Genomic DNA, 26,459 nt, shown 5'->3' on the forward strand with positions numbered 1-26,459 from the left:
AAAACCCGCATTGAAAGTGCGGGTTTTTTTATTGTCTTAACGAACCTGCCGACAAAGCTCATCGCAAAGCTCGTTATAGATATTGCCGGAATGACCGCGGACCCAGCGCCATTCAACATCGCGGGTGTTCATCAGCTGATCAAGTTCCGTCACGATATCTAAATCAATCACAGGTTGTCCGCTTAAACGGCGCCAGTCATTATTTTTCCATTGAGGGATTTTAATTTGTGCCGCTTCAATTAAAACTTTTGAATCGGTCCACAAGATAGCCTTGCCACCTTCGGGAACAGCTCTTAACCCCATCATGGCCGCTAAAAATTCCATGCGGTTGCTTGAAGTTTTGCGCACGCCTGCGCAGTCTTGCGCGACTTTAACTTCATTTTTTAAAACGACATAAGCCCATGCGCCCCGCTTATTGGGTAAACAACTGCCATCAGTATAAAGATGATAAATATCGCTCACAGACTAGATGTTAGCAGCGTCTTATTTTAATTCAACGGAAGTTGTGGCAATCCAATCTAGATACGATCCGACTTGAGTGGACACACTAAAATAACGACATACATCCCCCACTAAGACTCCATCTTTAAGCAGCCAACGGTCCGCCCCCGAGGTCACCCCCACTAAGATGACTTGGTTATTTTCAAATGCAAAGATAGGTCCACCGGAATCGCCTTTACACAAACCTTTACCCGAACGCTGATCGATGGAAATTTTTGTCGGCGTTAAAGCTTCAACCCTTCCCGTTACTTCCGTCGTGCGCAAAGCATCGCCGTCTTTATTATTAAGCCCGGTAGTGCCATAACCATAAACTCGCAGCATAAAATCTTTATCTATTGGCAACGCCTGATCTGGAAGCTTTGCCACTTTTGCGGAAGCAGGCGCATCTTCATCTAACAACATCAAGGCCAGATCGCCACTGCTCCCATTTCGCCCCACCCCATCTTCAACCAAGGTTTTACGACGAAACTCGGGATGAGCTTTTTGCGCCACCACCAGCCGCGTTATTTTTTTTAAAGCGGAAGGAAAAACGATCTCAAAATCAGTGGTTACTGAATTTTGCAAACAGTGAGCGGCTGTCAGCACCAAACGCGAACCAATTAAAGTTCCCGTGCAATGCATGCGATTGAATTTTTGAATTTTAACAATCGAAGCGTATCCCGGAAATGCGGGGTCCGGAAATTCGCCGCCGACGATACCCAAAGAAGTGGTTACATCCAAAGACGACGCCTGCTCAACGGGCGCACAGCTTGTACAAAAGATCAGGGTCAAAAATAGAGAGGCTAGCGTTTTCATTTAGCTCAAATCTAATACTTTCCGCCTTTTATTTCTCTGTTTAGATATCTTCAAGAATATTTTAGAGAACCCACTAAAAGTTCGACAGGTTAAGTCGTTTTTAACAGCTTTTAGGGGCAGTTTTAGCTTGAGGCTGGCAAGGTGTTCTTGATAGAAAAACCTCAACACGAAACCGAGGTCTGATTTTGCAAAAAACCACTTCCCTGCGCTGGTTGGCAATGGCATTTATTCTTTTTGTTTTCGGCAACAGCTGGGAACCCGGCGTGGGCTTAGATACAGCGACCTATGGAGCTATTGCTCGCGGGATTGTTGAATCAGGATCTTGGTTTTCTTTAAAACTAGCTCCGGGAATTTTTGATCCCTTCATTGAACATCCTTATTTAGCTTTGTGGCTTGATGCCCTTGCAATCAAACTTTTGGGACCGACGGCACAAGGTATTCATTTTACTTCTTCGGTTTTAGGAATCTTAGGGGTTGTGGCTTTTTTTGCGGCGATTCGTCGTTTGGTGGATGAAAATACGGCCTTTCTTACGTGTTTTTGTCTTTTACTGATCAATGTGTTCATGAACTTTATGTCAAGCGGTTGGCTGGATATGCCGATGCTGTCTTTTATTTTGATCGGCTTTTATTTCGCCGTCCGCGTTTCAGACAGTAAGCCCGTTTTAAATAGCTTGTTAGCGGGGATTTTCCTTAGCTGTGCGGTCTTAGTAAAAGGTGTCGCGGCCGTTGGCGTCTTCCCCGTCATCTTATTCTTACTGGTACAAAATCATTACCGGATCAAACCGTTATTAGCAGCAGCCCTTGGATTTTTAGCCCCTTTGATTTTATTCACGTGGGCGCATTATCAATCCCAAGGCTTTATTTTCTGGCGGTTGTATTTACCGCGCCAACTTTTTGCCCATAATGATCTGAACCAAGTGGCGCAGGATCGCTTTTCATTCTTGTGGTATCCGCATGACACTTTAGAGCATGCCCATATCATCGCTTTGCTTTTCATCCCGGGAGTTTACTTTTTGTGGAAGAAAAATTATCGCTGGCTCGCTCTTACGATCCTAGGCGAAATCCTGATTCACTTTTTCGTTTATGGATTTAGTTCTCGTCAAAATCGTCAGTACATCGTCCCTATTTTTCCGTGGCTCGCGGTGGCCGCAGCTTTCTTTATCGGCCTTCGTTGGAAGGTGTCCGTACTTAAATGGAGCAAAGGAATCTTCGGCCTCAGTGTTGTGTATTTCTTTGCCGTGAGCTTTTTGCCGATCACCATACATACTATGAGTGGTGCAGAGATTTATGCTTTTCTGCCGGACGTGAAAGATTCAAAAATTCAAAAGATTTATTTTGAAGCCAATGCGGCCGATCGCGCGACCGGTGAAATGACCAGTTCTTATGTTGCTTGGTACTTACACAAAGTTCCTGTCATGTACAATGTCGGCGAACTGGACCAAGTTTTTGCCAAACTCACTAACGAAGAAGCCATTTTGGTTCGCCGAGTGGGCATCGAAAATGAAGCTTACTTAAGCAAAACTGAAAACGTATGTGGTTGGAATAATGATTGGATCTTGATTTCAACGACGGAAAATTGCACACATTTTGACAACAAAAAACGCACCCCTTCACCGAAGCGCGTGAACGGCAGCATTTAATTAAGGCCTCGGGATGTGAGGAACATCCTGGCAGACAATCATAAGACCGTCAGCCTGAAGCGGGGCCGCCAGTATATCGATCCTTGCTGATTTATTTAAAAGATCTAAATGCGATTTTAAAATCAACTTAGAAAGAGTCCGCGGACTGCCCAGTCCTTTACGTAAAGCGGCCGCTTCGTGACGAGGCGCTAATAAAGCCGTGCGGCGCACGGATTCGAGCATATGACGAACCAGGCAATTAAAGCGCGGCTGTTTTTCCAGTTGTTGGACATATTGATCGGCCAACCAAGCCATTCCTTGAAAGTCGTCGTTTTTAAGTTTTTCACTCAGCTTGTTGTGAACCACGTCCACAAGCACCCTGCGATAGGATTGTTTTGCCACTGGTCCCGCAGGATTTTGCGCGCGAAATGCCGGCGTGAAGGACATATCAATCACGTCTTCGCAGACGATAGGCACCCCTGCCTTTTGATAAGGACGCGCCGATACGTCAATAATCGGCGAACCCAACAGAAGACGCTGCTCCATCCCGATTAAAAGATTCGTGATCCGCTGACTTTGCCCGTCAGAGAGCTGACTGTACCAAGCACCGCGCTCACGGTTGATCTTGATGGCGTCTTTCATATGCGTGGTCATGCAGGAATGCTTTGCTGAACCAGCCGCAGGGGCCGCTATCGCCATACTTAGAATTAAAAATGCAACCCATCCACGCAAAATCATGGGCTTTTTATATCACGACTCAATAATGGCCACCACCGCGGGGAATAATCTTCTGGATCGATCAAAAGTTGGACAAAAATTAACAGCACTTTGACCATATCCCATGACGCTTTGAATGCTTTGCCGAAACGAAACTGAATAAGACTCAGAGGTGCTTGACGAAGCCTTTTCAAGCATAGATTATCTGCCCCGCAATAAACATACAAAGAGGTGAATATGCAATTCAATGTGAAGCCAGTTCTTGGTTTAATCTGTGCTTTATCCCTGGCGGCTTGTTCGGGTGGCGGCGGAGGCGAAAACAAAAACTACGCAAAATCCACAGCGGACTTCAAAGAGCTTGCGCAAAATTTTGCGCGCGTTCCGGGTTCGGCGCAATCCATCGGGAAAAACAATTCAAACGCTTTAGATAAGGCAGCAATTTCTGAAGATGAGACCGTTTTGCGCGAAAAATCTCGTCGCATGCAAGAAGCAATCTCTCAATGTCAGGTTGATATGGTCACCCCTGACAACCGCCCGGGATCTGACTCTCAAGCATTGAAGTTTTCTTTAAAAATCGGTGGCTCAGTATGCCCCGTGAAAGCAAACTATGAATTTGGCATGGTAGTTTCACAGACCCAAATGGTTATGAACCTTGGCGTTGAAATGCTTATCAATGATTCTAGTCTTGCGGCTTTGAACGACGTTTACGCCGCGACCATTAACGGTGCATTTAAAGCGAACCGCAGTGGCGGAAATGGTTCACTGACCGGCAAAATCTTATCGCAAAAATTTGGTGAAGTGACCGTAAACGGCTCCCTTCAAGCCAGCGGCAACGCAAATTCATCAGTTGTTTCAGGTGTCGTTTCTTTCAACATCAAAGGTGAAATCACTGAATTCGGAATGAAAGAAGAACGCAACCAAAGCGGAGCAAAAACTTCGTACTCCATCAACGGCAAAGGTGTTAGCGAACAAGAGTTCAATGACACGATCAAAGATCTTTCTTTCTTGAAGCAGTCATTTACCGCTGAAACTCCAGCCACTGCGGGTTTCTAATAAGTCCCTCTTAATTTTGGTCTCGGCCGTGTTCGTGGCAGAGACCAAAGCTTCCCGTCTTATTCTTTCTTTTTAATCGCGCCCATATACGAATACTGCCAAGGTCTAAACGACAACAACACGCCCACATCCGTGACGGAGACATTGTGCTCACCTTCAAAACGCGATTCTTCCTGCATTTCGATCATCAGCTTTTCAAGCTTCGTTTTATACTTCGTCAAAGTGCCAGGGCTGATTTTTAAAAATGAAAATCTAAGATAATCCTCAGGACGAGAAAAATCGTAATTCAGATAGTTTGTCTTTGTTTGCTCAAACAAAGCTTTTCCCACGGGACCATCGCGACGGAAACGTAAAAACCCCTGACGCTTGATTTTCACCTTATCACGTGGATGCAGCTCGATCAGATTTAAGCGATCTAATTGGAAAAGATACTTTTTAGACTCCACCGCGGCGATTTGATACTCGCGCTCAATTTTTTGCGGCGACTTCCCGTCTTGAAGCATCATAAAGTAATGCAATAAGCGCGCGTTTTCCGCCAAGGCCTTTTCCTGCTCATCTGAAAGCGTGTGAAACTGACTGCCTTCTTCTAAATTGGCCGCCTTTACGACATCCGAAAAGCTGATATCGGCCACACGACAGATTTCTTCTAACCGTTCAAGACTTAAACTTTTATTGGATAAGATCCGCTTGACGCTGGATTCGCTTAAGCCCAAAGCTTTAGCTAAATCACGGTAAAGGACGTTCTTAGCCTTTAAAGACCTTTTCAATGATCCCAGGAACTGGTCGATCTGTGACATGGTGACCCTCTTTTAGCTTTTCTACCCCGTTATGGTATTGATATTTGATACCCTAAGCAAGGGTATTAAATACCGCGACTCTTTTCGAAATACCACTTGCCGGACACTAGACACAAGCTTTAGATTCCTTCGTGATGGAAAATGCCTCAGAAAACCGTTCCCTTTTTAAAAATCCACTTTGGTTTTATATCAAATACAATCCTCGCGCCTTTACGCTGGGGATGGTCTTTCTATTAGCGACCAATATTCTGGATGGCGTCTACCCCCTGATCATGAAGATTGCGATCGACCAGATTGAAACCCGCGCCCCGTTAGGCGATATCGGCAAAACTTGTATTATGTTTTTTGCCATCATGGCGGGCCTGGCGTTCACGCGCTTTTGTTGGCGCAATTTTTTCGGGCAGTTTCACACCTACGCCGCCGAACACATCCGTCAAAAACTGTTCCGTCATATCACTTCGCTAGGACCTAATTTTTATCACAAAAATCAAGTCGGCGAACTGATGAGCCTCATGACCAACGACGTGCAGTCTTTCCGTCAAGCGATTGGCCCGGGCATGTTGATCTTAGCCGACGGAATTATTATCATCTGCGTGGTTCTGCCGATTATGATCTCCATGAGCTGGTCCTGGACTTGGAAGACATTGATCTTTTTGCCGCTGGTGCCATTTCTTATCTGGCGCGTGATGCAGTTGATTCATCGCAATTACAAAATTCAACAAGATCGTTTTTCTGAATTGACCGGTGTTGCGCAAGAAACCGTGGGCGGCATTCGCGTGATCAAAAGCTTTGCGCAAGAAAACAATCGCACCGCACTTTACAACACTGTCAGCTCGGCCTTTGAAAAAGCCTGCAACAAGGTGGCACGCGTGGACTCATTCTTTGTCCCGGTCATGGAATTCGGGGTGACTTCGGGCAGTGTGATTCTTTTATTCGTGGCTAAGGATGATATTTACTCTGGCGCCGTCAGTATCGGTACGTTTGTGGCTTTTCACCGTTATATTCAGAAAATGGTATGGCCCATGACAGCTCTGGGCTTGGGGTTTTCTTATTTCCAAAAAGGTTATGCGTCTTTTGATCGTATCAAGGATGTTTTAAAAACCGAAACGGATATTCCGGATTTGGGAAAAACCGAAATCACTAAATTTGAAAAGCTCGAGTTCCGCAATGTTTCATATCAACATCCCGGCAGCTCTGTTTATGCTCTTAAGAATGTTTCATTCAGCCTCAATGCCGGGGAAAGCTTAGGCATCATGGGTCCGGTGGGCAGTGGCAAAACGACTTTGCTTCATTTGTTAAGCCGTCTTTATCCCCTCGCTGAAGGGCAGATTTTAATCAACGGTGTGCCGATTGAAGACGTCACCCAAGAATCTTTGCGCCGTACTTTCCTTTTGGTCCCGCAAGAGGCTTTTTTATTTAGCGATAGTATTTACGAAAATATCAGCTTTGGCCTACCACAAAGAGCCGCGGATGAAGAAGTTTTGCGTATGACTGAAATCGTCGACCTGCAATCTGAAATCAACTCGTTGCCGCACAAGTATGAGTCGCAACTGGGCGAACGCGGCGTGAATCTTTCCGGCGGTCAAAAGCAGCGCCTCACCATCGCCCGCGGTCTGATCATGCACACACCCGTTTTAGTCCTAGATGACTCTTTAAGTGCCGTTGATACGCGCACTGAAAAAGCGATCGAGTTAGAGATGTCTAAAAATAAAGGCACTTTGAGTCGTATTATTGTGGCTCACCGCCTGTCTTCACTTAAAGGTGTGGATAAGATCTTAGTTCTTAAAGATGGCGCGGTGGAAGCATGGGGTGATCGCAATACCGTTTTCAAAGAAAGTCCGACCTTCCAAAAAATTGTGCAAATTCAAGGGGAAGGAGCCAGCCATGAGTGATAATTTCATGCACGAAGACTTGGTAAAAACCAAGATCACCTACCCCATCCTTTTTAAACGCTTATGGCCTTACGCTCGTCGCGAAAAGTTTTTATTGATGGCGGCAATTTCGGCCGTCGCTTTGGGGGCCGCCGCCGCCCGCGGAATTCCGTTTCTTATTGGGTACGCCATCGATCATGGCGTGCAACAAAAAGACTATTCGGTTTTCACGAAAGTCGCTTACGTCTATTTGATCTTGGAAATTTTAAGATCGACTTTTTCTTTTGCGAATGCATTTTTATTTCAGCTATTCGGAAACCGCATGTTGTTTCATCTGCGTGAGGATCTGATGGCGCACGTTCAGCGCTTGCCCATGCAGTTCTTTAATAAAACTCCCACGGGTCGTATCGTCACTCGTTTAACGAATGACGTGATGTCTTTAGGTGAACTATTCACCGAGGGCGTGATTTCAGTCTTCACTCATTTGGTGATTATCATTTCGGTGGTGGTCGCATTAGCTTTGATCTCATGGAAGCTGACTTTAGTGTCGTTGATTTTGGCTCCGGTTTTTATCGGCGCTTCTTTTTATCTGTCCAATAAGATTCGTGATATCTTGCGCGAACAAAAAAGGAAGTTATCCACGATCAATGCGTTCTTAGCTGAAAACCTAAACGGCATGAAAGTCGTGCAGCTTTATAACCGCGTCACCCGCAACCGTGATCGTTTTGCCCATCTGTCTGTGGATTACCGCGACACCAATATGCGTTCGATCAAGGCCTATGCCTTGATGCAACCGATTATGAATCTATTTAATGCCACGACCATCACGTCGGCTTTGTACTTTGGTGGATACTTAAGTGGACAGAACGCGATTGCCATTGGTTCATTGGTGGCCTTCTTAATGAACATCCAAGATTTCATCCCCCCTTTACGAGAGATCTTAGAGAAATACCAACAGTTCCAAAACTCCCTGACCAGTGCGGAACGTATTTTCACCTTGATGGATGAACCGCAAGAATACGAATTGGAATACCTCAAATCCCCAGGCACGGTCCGCGGAGAAATCGAAATCAGAGGTCTTAATTTCCGTTACGAACCAGAGCTGCCTTTAGTTTTGCGTGATATCAACATCCATATCCGTCCTGGCGAGTCCATTGCTTTGGTGGGCCGCACGGGCAGCGGTAAATCGACGTTTATTTCTTTGCTTCAGCGTTTTTACGATGCTCCGGAAAAAACGGTGTTCATCGATGGCCTGCCGCTAGAAAGCATTCCTCGCCCTGAAGTTCGTCATCATGTCGGCGTGGTTCAACAGGACAACTTTATTTTCCGCGGAAATGTACGCGACAATATTGGTTTAGGTGATAAGCGTATTAGTGAGGACCAAATCCGCGCGGCCTGCGAAAAAACCGGCTATATGGCTTTATTAAAACGCACGGGCCGGGATTTACTGAGCCCCGTCGATGAACGCGGAGCCAACCTTTCGGTCGGAGAAAGACAGCTGATTGCGTTTGCGCGCATCTTAGCTTTCAATCCCGATATTTTGATTTTGGATGAAGCCACCGCCAATATTGATTCTGAAAGCGAGCACATCATTCAGGAAGCCACAAAAGAAGTCACCAAAGGTCGCACTAGCATTATCATCGCTCACCGTCTTTCAACGGTGGAACAATGCGATCGGATCATTGTGTTGGATCAAGGAAAGGTCGTCGAATTAGGCTCGCATCAAGAATTAATGCAAGCCCGTGGAGTTTATTATCAATTGGCTTCAGCCGGTTTGAAATCGACTTTAACCGACGCATCGGCGGCAGGAACTGCCGAGCCATAAAAACGAACCGAGTTGGTGGCTGCGATATAGTCCCAACCGTTCGTCGTATTGCGAGCAATGTTAACCCCGTTTATTTTCACGGTGATAGATTCAATCACTGGTTTGCTTGATAATTTGAAATCCGTCAGGATTTGATAAATACGCGCGCGGATGTTGCTGACGGCACCAGCCAGATTGTTATTACAGATGGACTCCTGTGAGCCATTTGTTTTCTTGGCCATTTCCATAAACGTTAAGCCCACTTCCGCATAATTACTAAACGTGCGGCAAGCACTTGAATCCTGTAGCACACCAATAAAGTTAAACAGCCATGAACGGGAACCGTCAATCCAAGGTGCTTTTAATTTATCCAAAAAATTCGTGTAATAGTTCACGGGATCAGACACCGCACTTTTATCGTCTTCGTCTGACAAGGCAATGACTACTAGCAAAGCATCATTGCGCAAGAAACCTTTACCTTCATTGGCAAGATAGCTGGGTGACAGGGCGGCCGCCATAGACTCCAAACCACGCTCGTTGTTACTACCACCTTCACCGATCGTCATCCGATTGGCCAAGTTATTTAAAAGGTCCGGTGTTGAGCTCGTCACGTATTTGGGTGTGCCGATAAATTTTCCACCATCAGGAAGTGCGCCCCCCATGGAAGTGGTCACAACCGCCATATGGTAATCCATTTTCAAACTGTTCAAAGTGCTGACCAAAGAGGTCAACTGACTGCTCAAGTTACGTTGAGGTTGTAACATGGACGCCGAGTTGTCGATGATCCACAAGATATCTACTTTATTATTGTATGCAACGCTCTGGGAAAAGTTGTCTTGTTTTTCCGGTAAACCAAATTTTGGATTTGAACACGCCATTAACGATCCACACGCGATGGCCACGCTCAACTTTAAAAAATCCCTTTTCATTTCTTTCCTCCAGAGTATTGCTCGACTCTTACGCCGCTTTCGTCGTGAAGTTTCTAATCGTTTCACGCACTGATTGGCTTAATGTCGTAAACTTCACTCCGTACTTAATGGGATCCACTCCAGAGGAAGGGTCTTTAACAAATTGCTTACTGACGATTTGACAAACCGCATTGAATGGTGGCACACCGTTACCTGGTTGAAAATGCAGGAACAATGATTGACCCGGTTGCAGGTTGGGATTGTCGATTAAAACACCCGCCCCACCCGCACTGATTTCCAAAGCTTGGCCACGGAAAACAGATTTATTGTTATGAACAATCAATGAAGCTCCGTAAGAAGCGCGCGCATGGCGACGGCGGAAAAAGATTTCTGAAAGATCTAAGTCCATCGTTGTTTTCATGACACGGATAGCTTCGGGCGTAAACTCTTCAACTTCTGCAACCCGTTTCCAGGCCGGCAATTTCGCGTGCCAAATATAGTCATGTTCAAACAAAGTTTTTTCTTGAAGCATTTGGACAAGTTCAAGCTGACTAAATGGACCGTAGTTATTTCCTTCTTTAAGGATGAACCACTCTTTGTCCTTGAGGGCATCTTTCATTGAAGCTCCGTTCTCCGGGCGAGCCACTGGCTTATCGGAAAGCTTCATAGAGAACTCGGGATGCTCTAAAAGCATCAACCACTCACCGACGCTTTCATCAAATACGTAGTCGGTCCATTGATTCTCTTGGGATTCTATCTTTTTTAGGACAGTCTCATGAGAGAACGGCCCGATATGCGTCCCGTTATTAGAAAGATAGTATTGCTTCACCATGGTCTGTACTCCTTATGGAGACTATCGGCGGCTTTAAGGGAGGACTTAACTGTAGGGAATCAAACACTTTATTCAAAATCAGAGTTTATTTTTTTGTCGAACATTTATACGAAAAATTGATTTAAGCCGCCAGGCTAAACGCCGAAAAGACCTTGTAAACGAAAAATACGATAGTTCGGTAACCGTTTTAAACGAATTATAATTTATGGTGTTTGTACACAAGAGCAGTATGAAAAGACGCAAAAACATTCTCATCGTGGACAACCGTAGTGAGCTGGAACAGTTAGTTAAAGAGTCATTGCAAAAAGAACTCTCTGCTTCTGATATTTCCATCATTATGGTTCGTGCTAAAGATGGTGCCGAAGCCGCTATTAAATCAGAGAATCAAAAATTCGATATGGTGCTTATCGACACCGAGGTTCCGCGTCTTATGGACGGTGGATTCGTGTATGGTATTCAGTCCTACAAGAACACGCAAGATGCCGAGATCTTGGTGGTGTCCCAGAAAGATACTTCCGAGCTTCCGGATTCTTTAAAGACAGCAAAATTTTTTAAGAAACCTGTTAATCCAGATGAATTACTAAAAACAATGGTAAGTGTGCTCAACGCCCAACACCATGGAAGCACGGATAAAGAGCGCGCGGTCGTTCCCGCGGCGAACAGCAAATATGCCGTGGACGTGCGCGTGATTAACGCTATCATTAAATCTACGACCAACGTCCTGGTTCAGTTCGGGGTCGTGGATGTGAAAATGGAAAAAGCCTGTCAGAAATCTCCGACCGACTTTTTAAACGGAGAGATCTCTTCGATCGTAGATATTAAAAGTCGTAGCTTTCAAGGCTATCTAACTATTTCTTTCGATAAAGGCAGTTATCTCGAGGTGGTGTCTTCCATGCTTATGGAAGAACAAACTGAGCTCACCCCAGACAATCAAGATGCCGTGGGTGAGATTAATAATATTATTTTTGGTAATGCTAAAGCAGAAATCACCAGTTTCGGTATTGATCTGACAGTTCCCCGCGTTTTGATCGGACACAATCAACAGTTGAATTGCCCCGAGGGTTCCGCCGCGATGATGATTCCTTTTTCTACGGGCAAAGGGAAATTCTATCTGACCGTCACGGCCTTACCGTTAGCTAAAGCCGCCTAGCCATTTCATTTTAATTTATTCTAAATCCAAAGCCTTCTTCCATTCGGGAGTAGGCTCGATGAGTTTTCTTTCTTTAATATCAAAAAGTCCAAAGGTAAATAAAGCCTCGCTGGCCACCGACCCGTCATCTTTGATCATCTGCTGCAACATGCGGCCAATCTTACCCTTGTACTCTACAATCTTTGTTTGAATAGTGATGTCTTCGCGCAGACGTATCTCTTTTAGAAATTTTAAATTCACCTCTAAAATCACTGGCCCCTGCTTGCGCTGATGAATTTCTTTAAATCCAAAACCCCGCGGAGTAATGATTTCCCATCGAGCCTCTTCGTAAAGTGCAAGATAAGTGGCATTATTGACATGCCCGTAAGAGTCGACGTGATGTTCTTTGATCGTGATTTTATACTGACTGAGTGCTGCCATAAAGCCTCCGTTTTTAATTATAGATTTCCCCTTGCCGCGCCCGCAACAAAAGTTTGATTTACGAGGTCTTCTATGGCTAGATGGGCCCATATGTTAGAGCAAATACTTGCAAACATCCGCACCCTCACTTCACAAGGCCAAAAAAGTCTGGTCGTTTTTGATTTGGATTCCACATTGTTTGATGTCAGTCCAAGACTTGAGCGCATCCTTCTAGATTTTGCCTCATTTCCGGTAAATCAACGTCGCTTTCCCGAACAAGTCTCTCTTTTAAAAAAGATCAAAGTCCTTCGTCAGGACTGGGGCATTGTCGGAGCCTTAACTCGCGTAGGGCTGGATGATAAACATCCGGAGTTTCAGGCGGCCGTTCGCGACTATTGGCAAAAGAATTTTTTCTCTAATCACTATTTGCATTTCGACGATATTTACGAAGGCGCTTTGGACTTTGTTCAAGAAGTCGATCGTCTCGGGGCCGAGATCGCCTATCTTACCGGTCGAGATGTTGAACGCATGGGACCAGGCTCTGTTGAAGTTTTGCAGAATTGGCAGTTTCCATTGCATGAAAAAGCGCAGCTTGTTTTAAAACCTCATCGCAGTATGGATGATGCCCAATTTAAAACAGATTATTTTATCGAAGCGGATAAAAAAGGTTACTCTAAGATTTTCTTTTTTGAAAATGAACCAGTCAATTTAGTGCATTTGCAGCAATTTTGCCCGCATGTTGAAATGATTTTCTTTGATAGCACTCATGCCGGTAAGGCACAGCCTCCCGCAAGCCTGCCTTCGATTATGGATTTTCTGCTTAAGCCGAAGGGATCTTAAATGTTGTACGTGATTGCGACCCCGATTGGCGATGTTTCAGAAATTTCCCAACGGGCTTTAGAAATTCTTAAAACTTGTGATCTCGTAATCTGCGAAAGTACAAAGGAAACTTCGAAACTTTTACGCGCGCATGGCATTTCGGGAAAGACTTATGAGGTCTTGGACGAGCACTCAAAGCCCGATGATAAAGAGGCCTTGGCCAAGATGTGCGTGGATAAAACTGTGGCTTTGGTTTCTGACTGCGGTACCCCGGGGTTTTGTGATCCCGGAGCTGACGTTGTTCGCCTGTGCCGCCAAAAGGGAATCCAAGTCAAGTCGGTGTTGGGCGCTTCGGCGCTGATGGGTCTTTTGTCGTTAAGTGGCCAGCGCCTAGATGAATTCGTCTTTCGTGGTTTTTTACCTGCGGAAAATGAATCCCGCGCGCGCGCTTTAAAAGAGCTCACTAAAGAAAAGCGCGCGATCATCATCATGGATACCCCTTATCGTTTGAAAAAAACTTTGGGCGACATGAAGGATCACTTTGCTAATCGTAAATTCTTGCTGACTTTAAATCTATCCCAAGAAGACGAAAAAGTGATCGAAGGTTCGATCGACAAAATCATTTCCGGCAATACTTTTGATAAAGCCGAATTTATGCTTTTGATTTACCCGGCTTAAGGCGCGATCAAATGTCCAAGAATGATTTGCTGGCCCTTCCCATCGATAGCTTCATCCCCGAAATTGAAAAGCATTTCGCTCTTGGTTTAAATCTGGTCATCACCGCGGCTCCTGGTGCGGGTAAAACCACTCGCCTGCCACCGGCTTTGACCAAAGTCTCAAAAGGAAAAGTTTTAGTTTTAGAACCTCGCCGTATGGCTGCCATTGCCGCTGCCCATCGCATCGCCGAAGAGCAAGGCTGGCAAGTCGGCGAAGAAATCGGCTATCAGGTCCGCTTCGCTAACAAGACTTCAGCAAAAACCAAGCTGATCTTTATGACCGAAGCTTTATTAGCAAGACAGATGATCGATGATCCGGAACTTTCCGGTGTTGAGCTTGTGATCTTAGACGAATTTCACGAACGCTCTGCCCACGTCGACTTAGCCTTAGGACTTTTAAAAGAGCTGCAAGATCTGGGCAGAGACATCAAGATCCTGGTGATGTCCGCCACACTAGAGGCCGATAAAATAGCAAGCTTCCTTGGAGGCTGTCCGGTCATTCAAGTTCCCGGAAAATTATTTGAATTAGATGTTCGTCATCAAAAGACAGCGCAAGTTTTACAGACGACACCTCATTTTTACGATCAGCTTTTTCAAACACTTAAAGAAGCTCAAAGCCAGACCTCACATGATATTTTAGTCTTCTTACCCGGCGTGGGTGAAATTGATCGCGCTTCGCAAATGATAGAATCTTGGGCGGCCGGAAAAAATATTGAAGTCGTGCCTTTGCATGGTTCTTTGAATTTAGACGATCAACGAAAAGCCTTAAAAAAATCATCGCGCCAGCGCGTGATTCTTTCAACGAATATCGCCGAATCCTCGGTCACCATTGACGGAGTTAATACGGTGATCGACAGTGGTCTTGCGAAGAACATGAAACAAGATCACCGCACTGGTTTTTCGCGATTAGAACTAGGACGCATCAGCATTTCCAGCGCCATTCAGCGTGCGGGGCGTGCGGCCCGTCAGTTTCCGGGGGTGAGTTATCGCCTGTGGAGCAAACACGATGAGCTGGCCTTTGGAAAAAGCGAAACGCCTGAAATTCAGCGCATTGACCTTAGTGAGAGTTTACTTTTTCTCAGCGCTCAAGGAGTCAGCGATTTTAATTCCTTTAGTTGGTTTGAAAAACCAACCGCTGTCGCCATTCAAAGTGCGATTCAGTTCTTAAAAATATCGGGCGCACTTAACGAGCAAAATCAGATCACCGAATTGGGCCGCCAGATGCTGCACTTCCCGTTACCAATCCGCTTAGCCAAGCTGACATTGGTCGGAATTGAATATCAAAATATTTCTGCCGCGGCAGAAATGGCCGCCTTACTGCAAGAACGCGACATCCTTCGCCGCGACGGCAGTCAGGCTTTTTTAGGAGACGGCTTAGAAAGCGATTTAGCGGCCCGCCTTGAGGTCTTAGATCACTTCCGCAAGACAAAACGCGTACCCCGCGAATCCTCGTTCATGGCATTGCAAACCGTGGATCAATCGGCACGTCAGATTGAATCCCTAGCACAAAAACTAGCATCAAAAATTTCAAAGAAAGAAAAAACCGACGATGAAAGATTGCTCTTAGCCAAAACCTTCGCCGACAGATTGTGCCGCCGCCGTGGAAAATCCGAAAGAGCTCTGATGGTGGGTGGCCGAGGCGTTAAACTTAGCCAAGAAAGCTTAGTGAAAAATTCAGAATTTTTTGTCGCCCTTAACGGCATGGATGCAGACGCAGAAACCACGGTCAGCATTGCCTGCGGCTTCGATAAAAACTTTGTCTTAGAAACTTTTAAAAATGAAATTGAAAAAATCAAAGACATCACCTTTATCGAAGAAAAAGGGCAGTTTTTTACCCGAGAATACCGCAGCCTGTACGGTCTGGCTTTAGATGAACCCTCCCTCACCCCGGCAAGCAGCCAAGACATCACCGATCAACTGCCACAAATCTTAGCCACAAGATTTGATATGGTTTTAAAATCCAACGAAGACCTAGCACGCTGGTGGGCACGATTAGAGTTCTTAAAAAGACACGACAGCCAATTTGCTTTTGAAACAAAAAACCTAATTCAAGAAGCCTTCACCCAAGCCGCGATGGGCGAAACCAAAATGCAGACAGTGATGGAAAAGGATTTAGTTTTCTTTTTTGAAAACGTCTTCCCCTCAGACGCCGTGCAAACGCTCAGAAAAGAACTGCCAGACAAAATCGAAGTCCCCAGCGGCAGCAAAATCCAAATTCATTACCCCGAAGATAAAAATCCCTATTTAGAGGTTAGAATCCAAGAAGTCTTCGGCATGATGCAAACCCCGAAAGTATTAAACGGAAAATTACCAGTCACATTTCATTTGCTAGGACCCAATTTTAGACCCGTACAAGTTACCAGTGACTTAGAAAGCTTCTGGAAAAACGGCTACCCCGAGGTAAGAAAAGAACTAAGACTAAAATACCCCAAACACCAATGGCCCGAAGACCCCGCTGACGGCACGCCTGAAGCCAAAGGCCGAAGACGGCAATAATCGACTCCAGCACGAGGAATGAAACTAGCTTCTTAGGATTTTACCTTGCGGGACACGCCATCCGGGCTCAATCGTCGCCGATACTAAAGCATCGGTTCGCGCCATCGTGGCGCCGACGAAGGTCCCTTCAGGTAAAATCCTAAGAAGCTATTTTCATCAGTACTAGATTCGCTTAATTGTCGCCTCAACATTAAAAACCGCGATTTTTTTCCGAAGGGAAGGAACAAAAAAATAGCAGGATGCTATTTTTTCGCGTTAGCCCCGAAGGGGTGATGGGCTCCTGCCCCATCACAAAAAAAAAGGCAGCCTGCTGGCTGCCTTTTTGACATTTGAAAACGAAACTTTCTTAGCCGCGCATTGAGTAGTAACCGATGACTAATCCCGGTTCGAATGCGAATGGAACTGACTCTAAATTTGGTTCGTCAGTCATGCGGCCTTCTTCTTTACCACCGACTTCGTCTTTAGACATGAAAGTTGGAAGTGGAAGACGTGGGCTTTGTTTAGCTTGCATGTAAACTTGGTTATCATACGCTTCTGGTTTCAAAGTGATTTTGTCACCAACTTTAACTAGCGCTGAACCTACGTTTACTTTTTTGCCGTTAACTAGGACTTTCCCGTGAGAAACTAGTTGGCGAGCCGCAGGGATGCTTGGTGCAAAACCCAAACGGAATACAACGTTATCCAAACGTTTTTCAAGCATGTTAACCAATGCTTCAACCCAGTTAGTCGCTTTAGAAGCTTTCGCTTTGTTGATGAAACGACGGAATTGTTCTTCACGAATTTGATAGTGGAAACGAATTTTTTGTTTTTCCTCTAGTTGCAACGCGAATTCAGAGTATTTACGGCGTTGTTGACCATGTTGGCCTGGAGGATATGGACGACGCTCAAGTGCTCCAGCTTTTCCCATACCAGGAAGTTCAACTAGAAGGCGTCTTTGTCTTTTAAAACGTGGTGTTTTACCTGCTCTTTTCATAGATATCTTTGTCCTCAAATGTCATTAGGGATCATGAAAATATGCTAAAACCCGCTGCAAAGTCAAACCATAAACGGTCCAAAAGCACTTCGAAGGGATTTAGCTACTAAGGCGCGGAATCTATGATGGAATCTGGGCTTTATCAAGGTCAATTCGCGAAAAAAGAATAAAAAAAGCCCCGGGTTACTATCCGGGGCCCTTTCCCTACCAAGCTGGTAGGCGTCTGCGACGGTTTCTCTTTCTTGTTGTAACTGCTGTCCCCTCTTCTTGATGAGTTGGGATCGCTGGAACCGTCGGAGTATTTTCGGACTGCTTCATAGTCGAACTCCTTTCGAACTGAAAACAGTATGCCAGAGACGCCCTGAGCCAAACGAGGCTTTTAATGTTAGAATTTCCTCATGAAAGCGGGATGAGAATAAATACTCTACCTAAATAAAGGACGCACCACCCATAACGGGCCGATCAAAAGGAACTGCAAGTCCTTAAAAAACGAAGGTTTTTTGCCTTCGATCTTGTGGCCAATGAACTGGCCAATCCACGCCACGACAAAGAGCGCCGCCAGAACCCAAAAAGGTTCGACCAGTCGCGCCAAATTCTCGAACAAAATGTAAGAAATGCCCAGCTGAACCAACATCACGAGGAATGCTTTAAACCCCAAACTTAAATACCAAGCCAAAGCCACCAAAAGCAGAATCTCCCCCGCCCTTAACGGGCCCAAGGCATAAGGGATTAAAAGTAGAAATCCAACGACGGTAAAGAAAATCACCGGCACGCATATTTTATGAATGATTTGGTTTTGTCGATTCTTATGGCTTTCGCCGTATTCAATCATCCATTGATCTAAAGTCTTCATAATCCGACTCCTTTAGTTCATTAAGACCGAACTTTATTTTTGAATCGCCAGAGGTCCTACCATCGTGGCTCCGGCCGGAACATCACGAGTGACCACGGCATTAGCACCAATCATGGCATTATCCCCGATCCTGATCGGCCCTAAGACCTTAGCCCCCGTGCCGATCAATACATGATTACCCACGGTGGGGTGGCGCTTTACGGGATCAAACTTAAGGCCCCCTAAAGTCACTCCATGAAAGATAATACAATCATCGCCGATCACGGCCGTTTCGCCAATAACTACACCCACGCCATGATCTATTACGAGACGGCGACCGACCGTCGCGCCCGGATGAATCTCAATTCCTGTCATCCAACGAGAAATTTCAGCCACCAACCGAGCTAAGAAATACAAATGAGACTTATACAAAGCATGCGCAATGCGATGAAAACCCAACGCTTTAGGCCCCGGATATAGCAAAGCGATTTCCAGCAACGACTTCGCTGCCGGATCATAGTTTTTGTAGGTCTTTAATAATTCGTGGACAGCATTCAACATCACAACTTCTCGTTCATATCATCGAGCAAGAAATAGCGATCAAAGAGCTCATTATAACGAGACCACTTTTCACCCGATGCGCGTTCATTATCAAGGATCGTCTTTAAAGTCGAGACCTTGCTGTCGAAATCATCGACCATGGCGATAACCATGGCTTCCATAAACTTCGGACGCTTCGGTGAACCGTATTCCAATTTTCCGTGATGACTTAAAATAATGTGCTTACAGATATCCCTCAGCTCTTCAGTAAAACCTAAAATGCGAGAGGCTTTTTTATCTACTAATTCACAAGCTATTTGCATGTGTCCAATAAGGCGTCCACGATCCGTGTAAGAAATTCCATTTTCGTAAGAAAGTTCCCACAGCTTGCCGATGTCGTGAAAAATCGCACCAAACAAAAGCAGATCACGATTTAAGAATGGATAATGCTTCCCCATGAAATCCATGATGCGACAGATGGAAAGAATATGTTCTAATAACCCACCGATCCAGGCATGATGAATTGATTTCGCCGCGGGTGCACGCAAAACCATGGGCTTGATTTCCGGATCTTCTAAAGTATCCAGAACCAATTGGCGCAAATGATCGTTTTTCATTGAGCGCACCATTTGTAAAAGCTCCACCAACATGTCTTCAGAGTCTTTAGAGGCCTTTGGCATAAAGTCTTCAAAGTTCACTTGAGTCGGGTCGATACGTTCTAAACGATGCACGATCAGTTGTTTGCGATTTTGGAAAAGCTGAACTTGGCCTTTAACTTTGATGACATCGCCCAGCTCAAATTCGCGAGTCAATTCATCCACGCGGTCCCACAAACGGCCTTCGATCGTGCCGGTGTTATCACCTAATTGCAAAACCATAAAAGCGCGACCGTTTTTACCGACGCCGACATTTTTTTCTTTTACCAAAAACATCGCATCGACAGAGTCTTTATCTTTTAAGTTTTGAACCGTCTGCTTTTCCATTATTTCTCCTCGCAGAAGAGGTGTTGAAACTGTGGATTTACAAAACTCACTTGCGCTAACAAAACGTCACCGGGTGTTTGTGCTGAAAAAAGAAAAGTTCCACCCAAAACGCTAAGATATCTTTCTTGCGTTGTATTGACTTTAATCCCTTCGCCTTTCATTTCCGCTAAAAAGCGATCCGTGATGTCAAGAATCTGGTTACAACCCGCGCCGAAGACTTGCCCACCGATTTTACGTTTGCGAGTGCGGCTAACAAAAACTACTTTTTTTGCCGTGGCGGTTTCAAACGCAGGAAACTCAAAACCCACATAAAAAGTTCCAGGCTGATTGGTGATAAATCGTGAAAGATCTATTTTTCCGCCCCCTTTAGGTAAATGAATTTTCACAGCCTCACCTTGAACAACGCCTTCATTTTTTTGCACCAAGTAAACGATCACTTCCGAAAACGTATAGTTCTTCGCTGGCGCCGCTTTTCCCTCACCGCCGCCGTGTCCCTCACCGCCGCCGTGTCCCCCACCGCCTCCACCATGCTCGCCTTCGGCACCATGGCCGCCGCCTTCGGGTTCCGCGCCGACTGTTTTGAATTCTAAGAGGTCCCAGGCTTTAGAGGGAACTTTGATATCTTCCGCCAGCTCTTCGATTTTGATCTGCTTAGGTTCTTCGACGTGATATCCCGGCTTTTTTTCGCAAGCTAAAAGTGGCAGAAAAATAAGGAGGGCAAGATGAGCCCTCATCGCTCATACTCCAACTGATCCCGTAAATCTAACAAAGGCAGATAGTTAGATTCAGATTGAAGGCCGGCGCGCACATATTCATAAGCGGCCGCGCGGTCGTTCGAACGCATTTTCACCCATGCTAACCCATAAGACGCGGTCGCGTTCGCACGATCATTCGCGTAAACCGCGGCATAGGCATTCTGCGCACAGGTCACGTCTTGGCTTTCAATACAAATTTGTCCTAATAAAAGATTGCGCATGTTCAGAGTCGAAAGCTCGGGCATTTTCAAAATGCTTTTTGCTTCTGGCACGCGACCGATTTTGACCAAATACCCTGCCTGCGTCACCAAGACGTAAGGATCTTTTGGAGCTTCAGACATGGCTTCCAAAAGAATTTTTGCTGCATCTGAATCGCGATTGATTTCCATCAGGCAGACAGAACGCAACGCTTTAACTTCTGGATTCGTTGAATACTTTTGGAAGATATCCGCACAGAATTTTTCTAAATAATCCCACTGCGTGAAGCGCCAATCCATGGTCAAAGGATGAACATAGTTTTTTGCTTGGCCTGAAAGTTGATTTAAGAATTGCACCACCCCTTGATTCACTCCATCAACGTCCCCTAAAAGACTTTGAGCGGCGATTTGAAACAAAAGAAGTTCTTGGCGTAAATAAGCGGTTTTGGCGACGCTGGCACGAATATCTCGCACCAATAAAGGCAAGGGGTTTAAATCATTCATGCGACGAGAGTATTCCATCGTCGCGATGGCCCGTCCAAACAGCGCAAATACAGACTGCGGATTTTTTCTATGAATCGAATCGAAATCACGCATGGCTTGTTGATAGTTGCCTTTTTTTAACTGGATGATGGCCATATTGATAAGGGCCGCAGCATTGAAAGGCTCATTACCGATGGCTTTTTGTAAAGTGTCTTCGGCTTGTTTTAAATCGCCGTCCATCATGTAAGAAACGGCGATTCCTAAAAGAGCATCCATTGTTTCACTGCGACTGCGACCTTCTTTGCCAAGCGCACTTTCAAGGACACGACGACCCATCAAAGTTTGACGATCTTCTGAAATAAGAACCGGTGCCATTTGCACAACCGTGTCGGCATCAGGCTCTTGAAGTTTTACGGCGCGCTGATAAGAGGCTAAAGACTTTTCATAAAGACCTAAGTTTTTATAACGAATGGCTTGGGAAATAAGCTCGCTAAAACTGCCACCCTTTTTTTGTTCTTTTCGGGTGACCAGAAACACGACGGCCAAAGCCGCGATCACCGTCACCGCAATCATCGCCCAACGCATTTTTTCGGATTGTTGGCGCATACGCGCTTGCATACCTGAATCTTGCGAAGATCCATACACTTTTGCCGGGGCCGTCGCCGAATTGGCGCGATTGATCGGTCTTTCCGCAACGGGGGTCACATCTTTTAAGCCGGGCACCGCAGAGCGCATGCGATCTGGGATCGGCGTTAAGTCAGAATCAGGGGGCGGCGTTACCGTGTCTTCTCTGAATTCAACCAAAGCATCCGTTTTGGTGCTGGTGTGCTGAGCGATAGAATGAGTCATGGTGTTTTCACCATTGGCGTCTTGCTCTTCACGGATGGCGCGAATGACTTCCATAAAGCCGTGATTTTCGCGGATATAACTCCACCGACCGTGAGGCTGACGAATTTCATCAATGATAGATATCTGTTTGGTTTTTAATTGCTGAGCCAACTCTTCGGCAGTGAAAGGCCCTAATATCCTCGTGGAGGATTTTACGAGCCAGTTCTTATCGGAGTTTACGGCCTCGTCCATCATATCAGAATGGTGCTTTGGTTAAGAGCAGTTTGATATCGTCGTTGGTAAGGAAAAGCCCCGCCCCCAAGTAACCACCGCGCATCTGAGATTCCTCAGGAGCGACATTGTAACCCGCCGTTAAATAAATACCGCGGTACATGGTATAAGAGACACCCGTCTTAAGTTTGAAGTTTCCGAAATCGAAAGCTTCCATAGAAAATTTCAACTTCCGACGGAAAAAATAATAATCAATACCCAAACCACCACTGTTTTCAATCAACCCCCCTTTAAGAGTGAGGTCCCAGAAATTCTTCGCGAATAAAACGGTGAACTTGATTTTATTCTCGAAAGTTTTGGTTTCGGTGTAATCTGCCGGCGAACCGCCGCCCGTTCCCGCAATCTGGGTGCGCGTTTTTTCAACCACGCCCACGGGATCGTCGATAACTCCAATATAATAGTAACGATCTAAGCCCGGTTGAATTTGCACACCGATATACGACTTCACGGCCGCTGGTTCTGCAAGGTATTCACCTTTAAAATCAAACGCCGTTTGAATGCGATTAGCGGCCCCCAAAAGATCGCTGATACCTTCGATGGTTGAGGTCACATTTTCAGAAGTTTGCTCATCACTGACAAGTTTCCCGATAGCCCCTTCGCCGTTATTAACTTTGGCGGTGATGTCTTCAAGATTCTTCATCGAATTTGACAGGCGCTCCCAAGTTTTTTTCAAACCCGTGTCGCTTTTGTCATTCATGACTTCACGAAGGCTTGCCGTGACTTCATGAACGTCGTTCACGATATCGCCGATCTTATCTTTATTTTCGGACGTCATCTGTGCCAGATCACCCGTTAAAACTTCGATGTTTTTAACGATGCGACCTAAAACGTGTTTGCGTGTGCCGTCTTCCGATGTCGCTTCTTGAAGATTTTTTGCCACTTCTTTTAAAGAGGTTGTCACTTCCGAAACAGAGGCCATCAAGTTATCAAGACTGCCACCAGATTTGATATTTAAAATTTGCGCATTGTCTTCTAGCGGAGGATCTGTCGGAGAGCCCGGATACACTTCAACGTGAGCGTCCCCCAAAATGCCTTGAGATTTAATTTCGATGGCCGCGGAGGTCGTTAATTGAACATCCGATTTCACCGTGATATCAATGCGTGCCATGCCATCTTGAAGAGAGATATTTTTAATCACACCGACCGGGATACCGGCAGAACGAACGGCCGAATTTTTTACTAATCCCCCCGCATTGGGTAAAACAAACCATGCTTTTTTAGAGCGTCCCATAAAAGAAGGGTCATCGCTGACACTCATGGACATGATGGCGATCAATGATCCCACCACCACGACAAGAAGACCTACTTTAAACTCTGCTCCACGAAGCCAATTCATTGATGTTTCATCCCTTTATTCACGAACTTTTTCACCAGCTCAATATCTGTGTTGAAAAAATCGTCTGGAGTTCCAAATAGCAAAACGCGCCCACTATCTAACATCGCAATGTGATCGGCAATACGAAACGCCGCTGCCAAATCGTGCGAAACCATAATTGACGTGGTGCCTTCTCGCAATTTATGGGTACTCAGTATCAAATTATCCACCATTTCCGTCAGAATGGGATCTAATCCCGTGGTCGGCTCATCATAGATCAAGATTTCTGGATCTAGGGCGAGAGCACGTGCTAAGCCCGTTCTCTTTTGCATACCACCACTAATCTGGCTCGGAAGTTTCTGAAAATGCTTGGGGTCTAGCCCCACTTGTTGAAGCTTTTCTTCCGCAATACGAAAGACCTGTTCAGGTTTCAAATCGCGACGATGTTCAAACAGTGGAAAGCAAACATTTTCCATCACTGTCATATCGTCAAAAAGGGCGGCTGACTGAAATAGAACTCCGAAATGACAACGAAATTTAGTCAGTTCATCTTCATTCATGGTGGAAATATCTGTCCCCAAAACTTCAATGGTCCCTGAAGTCGGTTTAAACAGCCCTAAAAGATGTTTCAGCATGACACTTTTTCCAGTTCCGGAAAAACCGATGATCGCCGTCAAACTGCCTTTGGGAATTTCAAGGTCGATTCCTTTAAGAACAAACTCTTTTCCCCCATCAAAGGATTTTTTTACGTCTCGAATAGAGACAGCGGATTCTGATTTCATTAAGTGATCCCCATGATGCTGTAGTAAAGACGAATCAAGTTGGACACAAAGTAATCTAAGATAATGATACCCACCATGCTTTGCACGACGCCTTGATTGGTCGCATCGCCCACACCTTTCGCTCCGCCGGTCGTGAAAAATCCACGATACGTACACATGATCGCGAAATACACCCCAAAGATCATTCCTTTGAAAAGTCCTTCATTGATGTGTTTTACTTCAATTAAATCGGCAATTCTTTGAAAGAACACGGCTTCATCTAGTTGCACAACCTTCACACACAAGATCCAGCTGCCAAACATCGCCACAAAGTCAAACACTGCGACCAATAACGGCATACAAATCACGGCGGCCACCAAACGCGGGGAAATCAAATACTGCTTGGTATTGACACCCATCACGTCTAAGGCATCGATTTGTTCATTCACGCGCATGGTTCCTAAACGTGCCGCCATCGCACCACCGGCCCGCGCCGCCACGATCAACCCCGTTAAGACCGGACCCAATTCGCGCGTGATACCTAAAGCCACCACGGGTCCTACCATGTTCACGGCATTGAACATTTTAAAGCCCAGATAAATTTGCAAGGACAACGCCAGGCCTGTGAATATACCCGTTAAACAGATGATGCCGACAGATTGATTGCCGATAAATTCCATGTGTTTGATGATTTCTGAAAACCTTGATGGTTTCGCGAAAATCAAACGAACACTTTCCGTAAAAAACAAAACAATCTTTCCGGTTTCTAAAACCAAGTCGCGCGTCAGACTTAACGTCAGCGCCCCGATTCCTGAAATAATCCTTGCCAGGTTGTGTGCCAGACTCACTATTGTCCCCCTCCGACGTAAACGCGTGGGACTCTTTCGCCGACACTCGTTAACATCTCCCAAGTAATACTTTGCGCTTGGGTCGCTAATTCTTCCGGAGATAAAGTCGCTCCGTGATCTTGACCAAACAGCACCGCTTCCTGATCTTTGAATTCCTTAAGATCTTTGTTTTGAACAACGTCGGTGACATCTAACATCAAGTAATCCATACACACGTTTCCTACCACCGGAACTCTTTTGCCGGCAAATAGCACATGACTTTTGTTCGACAGAATTCGGTGGTAACCATCGGCATATCCTATCGGGACCACCGCAATCACGGAATCACGATTTGCTTTCCATGTTCCACCATAAGAAACAGTTTCACCTGCCTTGAGGCGTCGATAAGTATTCACTTGCGCTTTCAAAGTCATTACGGGCTTAAGATCCACAATTGATTTGTCCGCCAAAGGATTATAGCCGTAAATCATCAACCCCGGTCGCAAGCCCCAGTTCTGCAACATCAATGGATGCTGGGGGCCTGGCTTCGCCTTTTGCAAAGACATGGCACTGATAATTCCCGACGAGTTCAGCGCGTGACAGAAAATATTAAAGGGCTTAAAGATATGTGCGAGCTGATTTAAAGCCTTTAACTGCCCCGCACTTTTTCCGTTTTCATCGGCCGCATCTTCACCATTAAATAAATGAGTCACCAAGGCTTTCAGACGGATTTTTTTATTCTGCCAAAGACGATCAAATAATTTTTGACCTTCCTCTGGACGGAATCCCAAACGATTCATGCCGGTATCAAACTTTAAATGAATGCCGATAGGACTGTTTGATTCCAAAGCCTCAAGATGGTCGATATGATCCCAAGAACTCACCACCGGAGTCATCGCGTATTCGGCGATTTTTTGAGCTCCATCAAAATCAAATCCACGGAATACCAGGATCTCGGCATTCACTCCGGATTTGCGTAATAAAATGCCTTCTTCAATCAAACACACGCCCATGTGACGAATGCCTAAGCCTTCAAGATAAAGGCCCAAGCGCACGTCCCCGTGACCATAAGCATTGGCTTTGACCATTGGACATAAAAATCCCACTTGCGGAAAAGCCTTTTGAATCGCACGAATATTGTACGCTAAATGGCTTAAGTTAATTTCCGCATATGTGCGTCGGTACATTTCCATGGGT

General features: G+C 45.5%; 25 protein-coding genes. 8 read left to right on the forward strand and 17 right to left on the reverse strand.

Features of this window, described 5'->3' with window-relative positions:
- Nucleotides 1-36: 36 nt before the first annotated feature.
- Entirely contained in the window at nucleotides 37-462 is a 426-nt protein-coding gene (locus AZI86_RS02645) for a ribonuclease H family protein (protein WP_061833545.1), read from the reverse strand.
- 21 nt (nucleotides 463-483) lie between these two features.
- Complete coding sequence (locus tag AZI86_RS02650) at nucleotides 484-1,296, reverse strand: S1 family peptidase (RefSeq protein WP_061833546.1); 813 nt, start codon at nucleotides 1,294-1,296, stop codon at nucleotides 484-486.
- Nucleotides 1,297-1,514: 218 nt separating this feature from the next.
- Between AZI86_RS02650 and AZI86_RS02660 the strand changes: the two genes are divergently transcribed.
- Entirely contained in the window at nucleotides 1,515-2,936 is a 1,422-nt protein-coding gene (locus AZI86_RS02660) for an ArnT family glycosyltransferase (RefSeq protein WP_061833548.1), read from the forward strand.
- Here AZI86_RS02660 and AZI86_RS02665 read toward each other — a convergent pair whose 3' ends face one another.
- Nucleotides 2,937-3,653 (reverse strand): hypothetical protein, encoded by a 717-nt coding sequence (locus AZI86_RS02665; protein WP_061833549.1) that lies wholly within the window; start codon nucleotides 3,651-3,653, stop codon nucleotides 2,937-2,939. It lies immediately after the preceding gene.
- Between the two features lie 216 nt (nucleotides 3,654-3,869).
- Here AZI86_RS02665 and AZI86_RS02670 point away from each other — a divergent pair, with 216 nt between their 5' ends.
- A complete protein-coding gene (locus tag AZI86_RS02670) occupies nucleotides 3,870-4,685 on the forward strand; it encodes a hypothetical protein (RefSeq protein WP_061833550.1) in 816 nt (271 codons plus the stop codon).
- A gap of 59 nt (nucleotides 4,686-4,744) precedes the next feature.
- Here AZI86_RS02670 and AZI86_RS02675 read toward each other — a convergent pair whose 3' ends face one another.
- Complete coding sequence (locus AZI86_RS02675; protein WP_061833551.1) at nucleotides 4,745-5,482, reverse strand: helix-turn-helix domain-containing protein; 738 nt, start codon at nucleotides 5,480-5,482, stop codon at nucleotides 4,745-4,747.
- 134 nt (nucleotides 5,483-5,616) lie between these two features.
- Between AZI86_RS02675 and AZI86_RS02680 the strand changes: the two genes are divergently transcribed.
- Nucleotides 5,617-7,374 (forward strand): ABC transporter ATP-binding protein, encoded by a 1,758-nt coding sequence (locus tag AZI86_RS02680; protein ID WP_061833553.1) that lies wholly within the window; start codon nucleotides 5,617-5,619, stop codon nucleotides 7,372-7,374.
- Nucleotides 7,367-9,178 carry an ABC transporter ATP-binding protein gene (locus tag AZI86_RS02685; RefSeq protein WP_253715605.1) on the forward strand — a complete coding sequence of 604 codons (1,812 nt, stop codon included), beginning with the start codon at nucleotides 7,367-7,369 and terminating at the stop codon, nucleotides 9,176-9,178. Before AZI86_RS02680 ends, AZI86_RS02685 begins: the two co-directional genes overlap by 8 nt.
- On the opposite strand, the gene AZI86_RS02690 is transcribed toward AZI86_RS02685, so the two are convergent.
- Together AZI86_RS02690 and AZI86_RS02695 are read right to left on the reverse strand one after the other, a co-directional pair.
- The gene (locus AZI86_RS02690; protein WP_061833554.1) at nucleotides 9,109-10,086 is read right to left on the reverse strand and encodes a VWA domain-containing protein; all 978 of its coding nucleotides are present in this window, start codon (nucleotides 10,084-10,086) and stop codon (nucleotides 9,109-9,111) included. The genes AZI86_RS02685 and AZI86_RS02690 overlap by 70 nt on opposite strands.
- 28 nt (nucleotides 10,087-10,114) lie before the next feature.
- Nucleotides 10,115-10,897, reverse strand: coding sequence for a GYF domain-containing protein (locus tag AZI86_RS02695; RefSeq protein ID WP_061833556.1), 783 nt, complete (start codon nucleotides 10,895-10,897; stop codon nucleotides 10,115-10,117).
- Nucleotides 10,898-11,126: 229 nt separating this feature from the next.
- Here AZI86_RS02695 and AZI86_RS02700 point away from each other — a divergent pair, with 229 nt between their 5' ends.
- Nucleotides 11,127-12,047 (forward strand): chemotaxis protein CheX, encoded by a 921-nt coding sequence (locus AZI86_RS02700; protein ID WP_253715608.1) that lies wholly within the window; start codon nucleotides 11,127-11,129, stop codon nucleotides 12,045-12,047.
- Between the two features lie 15 nt (nucleotides 12,048-12,062).
- On the opposite strand, the gene AZI86_RS02705 is transcribed toward AZI86_RS02700, so the two are convergent.
- Nucleotides 12,063-12,467, reverse strand: a complete 405-nt coding sequence (locus AZI86_RS02705; protein ID WP_061833560.1) for an acyl-CoA thioesterase — start codon at nucleotides 12,465-12,467, stop codon at nucleotides 12,063-12,065.
- 72 nt (nucleotides 12,468-12,539) lie between these two features.
- Here AZI86_RS02705 and AZI86_RS02710 point away from each other — a divergent pair, with 72 nt between their 5' ends.
- Genes AZI86_RS02710 through hrpB form a run of 3 tightly spaced genes read left to right on the forward strand, consistent with a single transcriptional unit; the run spans nucleotide 12,540 to nucleotide 16,477 of the window.
- Nucleotides 12,540-13,286, forward strand: a complete 747-nt coding sequence (locus AZI86_RS02710; protein ID WP_253715610.1) for an HAD family hydrolase — start codon at nucleotides 12,540-12,542, stop codon at nucleotides 13,284-13,286.
- Nucleotides 13,287-13,943: a 16S rRNA (cytidine(1402)-2'-O)-methyltransferase gene (gene rsmI / locus AZI86_RS02715; RefSeq protein ID WP_061833564.1), complete on the forward strand. Its 657-nt coding sequence runs from the start codon at nucleotides 13,287-13,289 to the stop codon at nucleotides 13,941-13,943.
- An 11-nt stretch (nucleotides 13,944-13,954) separates the two neighbouring features.
- Entirely contained in the window at nucleotides 13,955-16,477 is a 2,523-nt protein-coding gene (hrpB, locus tag AZI86_RS02720; protein WP_061833565.1) for an ATP-dependent helicase HrpB, read from the forward strand.
- A gap of 346 nt (nucleotides 16,478-16,823) precedes the next feature.
- Here the strand turns inward: hrpB and rpsD are convergent, their stop codons facing one another.
- The 10 genes from rpsD to alr form a co-directional block, all read right to left on the reverse strand.
- Nucleotides 16,824-17,450: a 30S ribosomal protein S4 gene (rpsD, locus tag AZI86_RS02725; protein ID WP_061833566.1), complete on the reverse strand. Its 627-nt coding sequence runs from the start codon at nucleotides 17,448-17,450 to the stop codon at nucleotides 16,824-16,826.
- 424 nt (nucleotides 17,451-17,874) lie between these two features.
- The gene (locus AZI86_RS02730) at nucleotides 17,875-18,303 is read right to left on the reverse strand and encodes a DUF962 domain-containing protein (RefSeq protein ID WP_061833567.1); all 429 of its coding nucleotides are present in this window, start codon (nucleotides 18,301-18,303) and stop codon (nucleotides 17,875-17,877) included.
- Between the two features lie 33 nt (nucleotides 18,304-18,336).
- The gene (epsC, locus tag AZI86_RS02735; RefSeq protein ID WP_061833568.1) at nucleotides 18,337-18,843 is read right to left on the reverse strand and encodes a serine O-acetyltransferase EpsC; all 507 of its coding nucleotides are present in this window, start codon (nucleotides 18,841-18,843) and stop codon (nucleotides 18,337-18,339) included.
- Nucleotides 18,843-19,805 carry a 3'-5' exoribonuclease YhaM family protein gene (locus tag AZI86_RS02740; RefSeq protein WP_061833569.1) on the reverse strand — a complete coding sequence of 321 codons (963 nt, stop codon included), beginning with the start codon at nucleotides 19,803-19,805 and terminating at the stop codon, nucleotides 18,843-18,845. Before AZI86_RS02740 ends, epsC begins: the two co-directional genes overlap by 1 nt.
- Nucleotides 19,805-20,539: a hypothetical protein gene (locus AZI86_RS02745; protein WP_061833570.1), complete on the reverse strand. Its 735-nt coding sequence runs from the start codon at nucleotides 20,537-20,539 to the stop codon at nucleotides 19,805-19,807. Before AZI86_RS02745 ends, AZI86_RS02740 begins: the two co-directional genes overlap by 1 nt.
- Entirely contained in the window at nucleotides 20,536-22,323 is a 1,788-nt protein-coding gene (locus tag AZI86_RS02750; protein WP_061833571.1) for a tetratricopeptide repeat protein, read from the reverse strand. The genes AZI86_RS02745 and AZI86_RS02750 overlap by 4 nt, the downstream gene beginning before the upstream one ends.
- A gap of 1 nt (nucleotide 22,324) precedes the next feature.
- Nucleotides 22,325-23,695 carry an MlaD family protein gene (locus tag AZI86_RS02755; RefSeq protein ID WP_061833572.1) on the reverse strand — a complete coding sequence of 457 codons (1,371 nt, stop codon included), beginning with the start codon at nucleotides 23,693-23,695 and terminating at the stop codon, nucleotides 22,325-22,327.
- Complete coding sequence (locus tag AZI86_RS02760) at nucleotides 23,692-24,456, reverse strand: ABC transporter ATP-binding protein (RefSeq protein ID WP_061833573.1); 765 nt, start codon at nucleotides 24,454-24,456, stop codon at nucleotides 23,692-23,694. Before AZI86_RS02760 ends, AZI86_RS02755 begins: the two co-directional genes overlap by 4 nt.
- Nucleotides 24,456-25,283, reverse strand: coding sequence for an MlaE family ABC transporter permease (locus AZI86_RS02765; protein ID WP_061833574.1), 828 nt, complete (start codon nucleotides 25,281-25,283; stop codon nucleotides 24,456-24,458). The genes AZI86_RS02760 and AZI86_RS02765 overlap by 1 nt, the downstream gene beginning before the upstream one ends.
- Entirely contained in the window at nucleotides 25,283-26,455 is a 1,173-nt protein-coding gene (gene alr, locus AZI86_RS02770; protein ID WP_061833575.1) for an alanine racemase, read from the reverse strand. Before alr ends, AZI86_RS02765 begins: the two co-directional genes overlap by 1 nt.
- Nucleotides 26,456-26,459: the final 4 nt, after the last annotated feature.

The organism is Bdellovibrio bacteriovorus, assembly GCF_001592735.1.
Taxonomy (GTDB): domain Bacteria; phylum Bdellovibrionota; class Bdellovibrionia; order Bdellovibrionales; family Bdellovibrionaceae; genus Bdellovibrio; species Bdellovibrio bacteriovorus_D.